This is a genomic window from Flavobacteriales bacterium (assembly GCA_013214975.1).
Lineage (GTDB): Bacteria > Bacteroidota > Bacteroidia > DT-38 > DT-38 > DT-38.
The window spans coordinates 1-6,525 of the sequence record JABSPR010000370.1 but is presented as its reverse complement, the minus strand read 5'-3'; the positions used below and the strand labels follow the sequence as shown (position 1 = coordinate 6,525).

Genomic DNA, 6,525 nt, shown 5'->3' with positions numbered 1-6,525 from the left:
TCTATCGGGTAGTCAAGTTTTTTTAAGCCTTCAAAAACAGTTTTCTTATCCCCTACAACAACCAGCACCATTTTATTTGTCTGAATAATTTCTCGCGCCGATTTTAAAATATCATCCTGAGATAAACCTGCAAGAATAACATTCTGTTTATCGATATAATCCGGTGAAAGATTATAGTTCATTATTTGATATATGAAAGATGCTTTCTGACCAGGTGTTTCGTAGCTCAATGCATCCGACTGACCAATAGAGCTTTTCGTGAATTCAAGTTCATCTGCCGAGATGCCATCCTTCTTGTAAAGTTCTAACTCTTTAAATATTTCAACCAACGAACTATCTGTCGCATTCGCCCTTACCGAAGTGGAAACCGTGAATGTTCCCATATACTTAGAACCCGATAGGCGTGATCGCGCTCCATATGTATATCCTTTATCCTCTCTAAGGTTTAGATTAATTCTGCTATTAAAGGCCCCTCCTAAAACGTAGTTCATTACGTACCCTCTAAAATATTCTCCAGTTGGATCATAGGGCATCGTAATCTTACCCAACTTTAATTCTGAATGCGGAGCATCTTCCTTATTCACAAAGTATATTTTTAACTCTTTGTGTTCTTTATGTTCTTCCGTAAAAGTTTTTGGCTCACCTTTTTTCTCCAGTTTGAATAAAAATGTCAATTTAGATTTTACCTCTTTTTCACTAATATCACCAACAACGGTTACTTGAGTCTGTAAAGAAGTCAAGGCAGCATCTCTGTACGCAACGGCATCTTCATGTGTTAATGTTCCGACGGTTGCTGCAGTTCCGCTCGCTGGGATAGACATAATATTACCTTCCTTATGTAATAATTTACGATAAGTATTACTCGCCATTACCCCTGCTTTACTCGCTCCAAATGCAATCATTTCTAATTGCTCTTCCTTAAGTCTTCCAAAATCTACCATATCGAATTTCGAATGAAATAGTAATTCTTCTGCCAGTTCTATCGTTCTATCGATATTCTTTGTGAGGCTTGAAATACTCAGGTTTATAGACTCATTTCCGCCTGAAATACTGACGTTACTACCTAATTTTTCTAATTCTTCACTGAATTTCTCTGCCGTATAATGCTCTGTTGATTCGTTCCAAAGACTAGCGGTTAAATTCGCCAATCCCGACTTTTCTATGGGCTCATAGCGATGACCTGCTTTAAATCGAATTAAAATAGATACGGTCGGTACCTCGGTACTTTCACTTCCTATCAATTCAATTCCGTTACCCATTTCTGCTTTCCAAAACGATGGAACTTTAATTACTGGATTATCTCCTTTAGGTGGTTGATTACTTCTATCGAAATCATCTTTAGCTTTCTTCTGAACTAGGTTTTGATATTCTGAATCGTCCACATCTTTTGTTTTGGCTTCTCTTGGTTCAGAATTGTCTTTACCTGCAACTATATCCTGCTGATCTTTTGGATATACACTTGCTATTATTGCCGGCTTGTTCTTTATATACTTTTCATAAACCCGTTGTACATCTTCCTTTGTTACGGACAGATATCTATCAATCTCAGCCTGTATTAAATTTGGATTACCATAGAAAGTCTCGAACGAGGCCAACCTAGAAACCTTCCCTTTTACACTTTGCATTCCATAAATCATATGCGCTTCTATGCTTGCTTTAAACTTCAAGATATCATCATCCTTCACACCTCTAGTCTCAAATTCTTTAACAGACTCTCGCATCTTCTTTTCTATATCAGCAAGTTTTGCACCTGGATAAGGGAATACTGCTAACTCAAATTTTCCGCTCAATTCCGAACATGGATTTCCAACAGAAGCCTGAACCGCAATCTGCGACTTCACAAAGTTTTTGTAAAAGATGGATGATTTACCTCCTCCCAAAATATCCGAAAGAACATCCAATGGAGCCTCATCTGGGTGTCGGTTAGGCACGGTAGGAAACGACATTTCTATTAAAGGAAAACGGATATTATCTTCATAAGAAAGGTAAATATCCTTTTCTAAAGTAATTGGGGTTTTAGGAAGTGGCTTTACTTCTGGCCCACTCGGGATACTTCCAAAATACTTTTCCGTTAACTTCATTACCTCTTCCGTATCCAAATCACCTCCGACGGTTAATGTGGCATTATTAGGACCATACCATCTCAAGAAAAACTTCTTTAAATCTTCTAGTTCTATTCTATCGATATCATCCATCCAGCCAATTGTTGGCCATGAATAAGGATGTCCGTAAGGATACATCGCTTGAGATACTTTTTCATTTAGACGACCATAAGGCCTATTATCTACATTCTGTCCTCTCTCATTTTTCACCGTTGCTTGCTGAACATCAAAACCTTTTTGAGTAACCGCATCTATAAAGAATCCCATTCTATCCGATTCGAGCCATAGGGCTGTTTCCAAATAATTATTTGGTAGTGTTTCGAAATAATTTGTTCTATCCGAATTGGTGGTACCGTTCATATCTCCACCTGCTTCACTAATAATTTTAATGTGCTCCTCATCTGCAATATGCTCTGACCCTTGAAACATCATATGTTCAAAGAAATGCGCAAATCCAGATTTGGTTACTTGCTCTCGAGCCGAGCCAACATGATAAGTAACATCCACATGAATTAAAGGATCTGAATGATCTTCGTGTACAATTACTGTTAAACCATTGTCGAGTTTGTATTTTGAATAAGGAACCACAATTTCATTGCCCTTCTTTTCTACTTTCTCAATTAATTTATACCCTGCAAATAGGCCGTTTGAAATAAAAATTAAGCCTATGACTTGGAGTAAGATATATTGTCTTTTCATATTAGAATTCTGGTTTAGTTACAAATCTAAAAAATTGAACCAACCATCATACCAAATAAGCAGAAAACCCCATGTAATTCGTACATTTGTTGTCACAATAAACACAAAATATTATGTATCCAGAAGAATTAGTACTACCGATGAAAGCAGAATTAACTTCTGCAGGTTTTGAAGATTTAACTACTGCTGAACAAGTAGCTAGTGCAATAAATGATACAGAAGGAACAGTTCTTGTTATAGTAAATTCTGTTTGCGGATGTGCTGCAGGAAATGCTCGTCCGGCTGCAAAGCTTGCTGTAGCAAATGGAAAAAGACCAGATAAAATCACAACAGTATTTGCTGGATTCGATGTTGAAGCGGTTCAAGAAGCTAGAAAATTCATGCTTCCTTATCCTCCGTCATCTCCATCAATGGGATTATTTAAAGGTGGCAAATTGGTTCACATGATTGAAAGACATCATATTGAAGGAGCAACTGCCGAAATACTTTCTGAGAATTTAATTGGCGCTTTTAACGAGCACTGTTAAACGATCTACAGCATTTGAAAAGCCATCACCGCATATGCTGTGATGGCTTTTTTAGTTCTAAACTCTACTAATTACTCGATTTTGTACTTTTGAATTATGTCTAGAATACTTACCGGAATACAAAGCACTGGCGTCCCTCATTTAGGAAACATACTTGGAGCAATAATGCCAGCCATCGAGTTATCGAAAGATCCAAAAAACGACTGTTTGTTCTTTATTGCGGATCTTCATGCTTTAACAACAGTTAAAGATCCTGAACTTATTAGACATAATAATTATGCGGTAGCGGCATCTTGGTTAGCCTTCGGATTTGATACCGAAAAAAATATTTTTTACCGTCAGTCGGATGTAGCTGAAGTATGTGAGCTTCAATGGTATTTAAACTGCCTTACGCCTTATCCAATGCTCGCGAATGCGCACTCGTTCAAAGACAAATCCGAAAAACTTTCTGACGTTAATGCAGGTTTATTTACCTACCCTGTTTTAATGTCAGCTGATATTCTTTTGTACGACGCAGAAATAATTCCGGTGGGAAAAGACCAAGAACAACACCTCGAAATGACTCGTGATATAGCAGGTAGTTTCAACCATAAATTCGGAGATACTTTAGTTATTCCAGAGGCGAAATTCCATAAAGAAACAATGTATGTTCCTGGAACGGATGGTGGAAAGATGAGCAAGTCTTACAATAACTTCATCGATATTTTCTTATCAGATAAAAAATTGCGAAAGCAAATTATGGGCATCGTAACCGATAGTAAAGGGGTAGACGATGCGAAAGATCCCGAAACATGCAATGTATTCGGTTTGTATAAAATATTAGCTAGCCCAGAGCAAATTGTAGCAATGCGAGATAAATACACGCAAAGTAATGCAGGTTACGGATATGGCCATGCAAAACAAGAGCTGTTTGAATTGATAGTTGCTAAGTTCGAAAAGGAACGTATCAAGTTTAACGAACTAATGGAAGACAAAGCCCTCTTGGATAGTGAACTCAAAAAAGGTGCTGTTAAAGCTCGTGTTATTGCTATTGAAGTTCTTCGAAGGGTAAGATCTAAGATGGGGTTTAACTAATTAATCTTCTCTAAAGTAATTAGAGGACTATTGTCTATAACTAGATATCGCTAATACTTCTGAAGCAAAAAAAAGGGGATCCTATTGGAATCCCCTTTTACTTTTATGGTTAAACTTATTAAAGCCTAATTACACTAACAGTTCTTACATCTTCACCACTCATGTAAACAACTTTGTATAATCCGGAAGCCATATCACTCATATCAATAACTTCTATCGTCCGAGGATTATTTATAGTTAACATTAATGTTCCAGTAATGCTATAGATAAACATTACTCCACTAGGTGAGCTTATGTCTGTTTTAATTGTAACTAAATCATAAGTCGGATTAGGGTATGCGCTCATTACACCCTCTTCTATTGCTGCTGTAGTTTTGGTTTTCTCTGTCGCATCAATTGATTTTACAAATCCACCTAACGAACATTCGTTTCCATTTTTATCTACAAAGCTAACTAGAGTAAAGCTGCCTAACATTTCACCAATAACCAATGGCTCCTTACAGGACGTATTAATCGCTGTAGACCCAAAACCATCGTTAATAATTAGATCTTTCGGCAGCCCTTTCTTGCCTTTACCCTCAATAGTATATGTACCATCCTCATTATCGACTATTGTACCACCATTAGTAGTCACATTTTCAAAAGGACCATTAATATGCGAAACCACCAATTCAGCCAATCCCATTACACAATCACAAGTTTCATCTACCGGAATATCAATGTACTCACCTGGACAACTATTACCCGATTTATCGATGTAACTAACCACAGTAAACTCACCAAACATAGAGCCTGGGTTTACTGGTTTAGAGCAATCAGTAGTTAATGCACTTTCAACCCCATTTAACCCAATCAGCTTTATTTTCTTATCTAGTTTTCCGCCCTTACCAGAGATATTAGTTATGGTGTAGGTTGAGTTTTCATTGTCTACTATATCCCCCTTATCAATAGTAATATTGTGACCCGAACCATAATTGTATCTAAGTACTAGTTCTACAAGACCTTTTTTACACCCACAATCATTTGCTGGCTCACATTGCCCTAAGGACATATCTTTATCCTCTAGATTATCCTCTGCATCTTTCCACTTAACACATTCTACATCTGGGTCACCCATTCCTCCTGAGTTGCAAAACAACACACCACTAGGCTGACCAAAGCAAGCACCTTCTACCCAGCCTGCGTTTAGCCTTTTATCAAGATCTTTCGCTTTAACACATTTAGTTTCCCAAACAACCTGATCTGGTGCGCCACCCATTCCCTTAATATTCTTTTCGCTACACATCTCCGCTTCTCCATCTTTACACGTACTACAAGCGTATACAGGACAGCTAAGGATATTGTAGTCACCTTTTAACAAAGTAACAGTGGTCTCACACGTACTTGAATTATCGTAGATATCCGTTACTGTTAGAGTAATATCATGCATACCAAAATCTGGGCAGTGATAATCTGTTTGAGAAGCTCCAATGTATGCTATTGCACAGTTATCTGTACTTCCGCCATCTATATCATCAGCAATTATACTAGCGCTTCCTGTAGAATCAACTGTGATTACAACTGGTTTACATATCGCAGTCGGATTCTCCGTATCTAGCACTGTAATATTGAATGAACACACGTCCGTATTTCCTGATGGATCTGTTGCTGTAACAGTTACAGTTGTTAGCCCTACAGGATAATAATCTCCACTTAAATGTGTGTAAGTCAATATTGAGCTGCAATTATCTGTTGATGTCGCAACATATGTTACAACTGCACCACAGAATGATGAATCATTTTCAACTATGATATCCTGGCTACAAACAACAACTGGTGCAGTTACATCTTGAACTGTTACTATTGCCGTTTCCGTTGATACGTTACCATTGTTATCTGTTACTGTCAATGTAACTGTATTGTCGCCAACATTTGAACAATCGAAAGCGTTGTTAGCTTCTAAGCTTGCAATACCACATACATCATTAGATCCATTATCAATGTCAGAAGCAGTAATACTTGCTTGACCGTTAGCGTCTAATTGAACTGTGATGTTGTTTGCTAGTGCAACCGGGGCAACGTTATCTTCAACAGTGATTACAGCAGTTGTTGTCGAAACATTACCGTTGTTATCCGTTACTGTT

General features: G+C 37.6%; 4 protein-coding genes. 2 read left to right on the top strand and 2 right to left on the bottom strand.

What is annotated here, in order from left to right; genetic code table 11:
* The coding region (locus HRT72_11850; protein NQY68398.1) for an insulinase family protein at positions 1-2,801 on the bottom strand (2,801 nt) is incomplete at its 3' end.
* Positions 2,802-2,914: 113 nt separating this feature from the next.
* Here HRT72_11850 and HRT72_11845 point away from each other — a divergent pair.
* Positions 2,915-3,328: a BrxA/BrxB family bacilliredoxin gene (locus HRT72_11845; protein NQY68397.1), complete on the top strand. Its 414-nt coding sequence runs from the start codon at positions 2,915-2,917 to the stop codon at positions 3,326-3,328.
* A gap of 96 nt (positions 3,329-3,424) precedes the next feature.
* The gene (trpS, locus tag HRT72_11840) at positions 3,425-4,402 is read left to right on the top strand and encodes a tryptophan--tRNA ligase (protein NQY68396.1); all 978 of its coding nucleotides are present in this window, start codon (positions 3,425-3,427) and stop codon (positions 4,400-4,402) included.
* A gap of 118 nt (positions 4,403-4,520) precedes the next feature.
* On the opposite strand, the gene HRT72_11835 is transcribed toward trpS, so the two are convergent.
* Positions 4,521-6,525: HYR domain-containing protein (locus HRT72_11835; protein ID NQY68395.1), on the bottom strand; the 2,005-nt coding region annotated here is incomplete at its 5' end.